Genomic DNA, 2,623 nt, shown 5'->3' with positions numbered 1-2,623 from the left:
TCCCGGCCCGTACGCCCTCTACGGGTGCGGGGCCGCCCCGGTTTCCGCCCCCCGGCTGGCGCTCGCCCTGACCGCGGCCGGGCGACCCGCCCCCCGGCGGGTGCTGGTTCACGCGGCACCGACGGCGGACGCCCCGGATCGGGATCATCTGCGTCGCCTCGCGGCGGCGGTCGCGCTCCCGGTGGGGTTCCTGGAGGAAGCCCTCGCCGCCGACGGGCCCGAGCCGGCCGACCCCGCGCACCCGTGGCATCCGATCCTCGTGCTCAACACCCCGTCGCCGGCCCGCGGGGCCGGGGCCGGGGACGGGGCCGCCGGCCGGGACGCCACCGGGCACCCCGTGGATCATCGGCCGTCGCCGGCCGTGTCCTCCGACCGGGAGGACCGCGCCCGGCGCCTCGGCCGCGAGGTGCGCGCCGCGCTGCTGGGGGAGGGAGGCGCCGCCCCCGTCCCCACCCCCGGCGGGGCCGGGATGACCGCCGCCGGGTTCCGGGAGGCGATGGCCCACCTCGCCTCCCCGGTCGCGGTGGTCACCGCACTCGACGACCGCGGTACGCCGCGATCCTTCACGGCCGGGTCGCTCTGCAGCCTCTCGGAGGACCCGCCCCTGGTGCTCGTCTGCCTCAACCGTCGCAGTGCCGTGCACGAGGTCTTCACCACCACCGAACGCTTCGTGATCAACGTGCTCACCGAGCGACAGGCCGGCCTCGCCCGGGCGTTCGCCCGGCACGACCGGGCCGGGGCGGAGGCCGGCCTGCTCCTCACGGGCGACGGTCCGCCGGTACTCCCGGAGGCCGCCGCCCGGTTCCACTGCCGGCTGCGACAGGTGCTTCCCGGCGGGGATCACCGCATACTGGTGGGCCTGCTGGAGCACGCGGAGGTGACGCCCGCCGCCCCGCTGGTGCACCACCGTCGCGGGTTTCACCGGCCGGTCGCGGTGCCCGAGTCCCCCGCCGCTTCCCCGGATCCCGCCGTCGTGCGGGAGGTCCTGGCGCGCTGACGGCGCCTCCCGCGGTCACCGAGGGGCGGCGGGCCGGGTCGTACCGCCCCGCGCCCCTCGGTACGCGCACCCGGGGCGTCCCCGGCCCCGTGGCGGAGGAGGCTCACGGGGCGTCCCCCGCCTCGACCCGCGTCTCCTCCCCGGTCGGGCCGTCCACCGACCCCACCGCCTCTCCGGGAGAGCCGCCCGGGGCGCCGCGCGGTCCCGGTCCCTGCAGCCGAGCCCGATCCAGGTCGGGCACCGTGGGGTGCCCCGGCACCACACGGCCCCGGGGGTCCCCCGGCCGGCGGACCCCGATCGTGCGCCATCCGGCCCCGGCCGCCGCGTCCAGCTCGGCCCCCGCGTCGCTGAGGAGGACCGGGGGGACGGAGAGGGGACCGAACCGGGCGAGCAGCGCGTGATACGACGCGGACCGGTCCTTGGGACCGACGTTCTCCAGGTCGAACATCCCCCGGAACAACGGGGTGAGGTCGCCGTGCTCGGTGTGCCGGTACCAGTCGCGCTGGGCCGTCACCGACCCCGAGGAGTAGCTGAAGATCCGGATGCCGTCCGCCCTCCAGCGCCGCAGCACCCCCGGCACCTCCGGGTAGACGTGACCGTGCAGTTCGCCGCGCGCGTACCCCTCGGCCCAGATCCGGCCCTGGACCGTTTTCAGCGGCGCGACCTTGGCGTCCTCGTCGGCCCACCGCGTCAGCGCCTCCAACGCCCCCTCCCGGTCCAGCCCCGGGCGGCCGGTCTCGCGCCGCACGGCCTCGACCACGGCGCGCACCAGGGCGTCCTCCGCGTCGTGGGCGAGGAAGTCGGCGAGCCGCTTCCGGGCGAAGGGGAAGAGCACCTCGCGCACGTGGGCCGCCGATCCGGTGGTGCCCTCGACGTCCAGCACGACGACCTCGGCACGCCCGGTTCCCCGGGCGCCCGGGGTGCCCGGGGCGCTCACCGGTCCGCCTCCACGAGGTCGTCCAGCCGGGGGAAACGCTCGGCGATGTCGCTTCCGGTGAAGTCGCCCACCCAGCCGTCCTCCTCCTGAAAGAAGCGGATGGCGGCGAAGTCGGGCCGCGTCCCCATGTCGAACCAGTGCCGGGTGCCGGCGGGTACCGAGAGCAGGTCCCCCGCCTCGCACAGCACCGACACCACCTCGCCCGCCGGGTGCAGCGTGAACAGGCCCCGGCCGTGGGCGAAGAAACGGACCTCGTCCTCGTCGTGGCGGTGCTCGCGCAGGAAGGCGGCGCGGGCCGACGCGGCGCGCCGCCGCCACTCCTCGCCGGGCTCGGGGTGCAACCGCACCACGTCGACCAGCTTCATCGACTCCCGCGCGCGGACCTCCTCGACCTCCTCGCGGTAGAGCGCGAGCAGCGCCTCCGCGTCGTGCGCGGTGGCGTCGCCCCCGCGCAGCGGCCAGCGGCGCAGCCGCACCCCTCGGCGGTCGAGTTCACGGACGACGGTGTCGTCGTCCCGGGTGTGCAGCACAACGGTGTCGGGGCGGTCCTCGGGCGCGATCCGCAGCAGGGTCATGGCAGCGGCTCCTCTCGATGGGCAACTCGACGGGTAACCGGGCGGGCAACGCGACGGAGGTCTCGGGGGCCTCTCGGCGCGGGGTCGGCGCGGGGTCGGTACGGGGTCGGTACG

3 protein-coding genes are annotated in these 2,623 nt (G+C 76.9%); 1 reads left to right on the top strand and 2 read right to left on the bottom strand.

Annotation, left to right across the window (positions count from 1 at the left end):
* On the top strand, positions 1–997 hold a 997-nt coding region (locus FOE67_RS22345; protein WP_182666639.1), incomplete at its 5' end, for a flavin reductase family protein.
* A 103-nt stretch (positions 998–1,100) separates the two neighbouring features.
* On the opposite strand, the gene mtnC is transcribed toward FOE67_RS22345, so the two are convergent.
* Together mtnC and FOE67_RS22335 are read right to left on the bottom strand one after the other, a co-directional pair.
* Positions 1,101–1,934 carry an acireductone synthase gene (gene mtnC, locus FOE67_RS22340; RefSeq protein ID WP_182666638.1) on the bottom strand — a complete coding sequence of 278 codons (834 nt, stop codon included), beginning with the start codon at positions 1,932–1,934 and terminating at the stop codon, positions 1,101–1,103.
* Positions 1,931–2,509, bottom strand: a complete 579-nt coding sequence (locus tag FOE67_RS22335; protein ID WP_182666637.1) for a 1,2-dihydroxy-3-keto-5-methylthiopentene dioxygenase — start codon at positions 2,507–2,509, stop codon at positions 1,931–1,933. Before FOE67_RS22335 ends, mtnC begins: the two co-directional genes overlap by 4 nt.
* Positions 2,510–2,623: the final 114 nt, after the last annotated feature.

Origin of the sequence: Streptomyces calidiresistens, from assembly GCF_014141525.1 — a bacterium.
Lineage (GTDB): Bacteria > Actinomycetota > Actinomycetes > Streptomycetales > Streptomycetaceae > Streptomyces > Streptomyces calidiresistens.
Note: the sequence above shows the minus strand (reverse complement) of the source record. Positions and strands in the feature narration are given on the sequence as shown.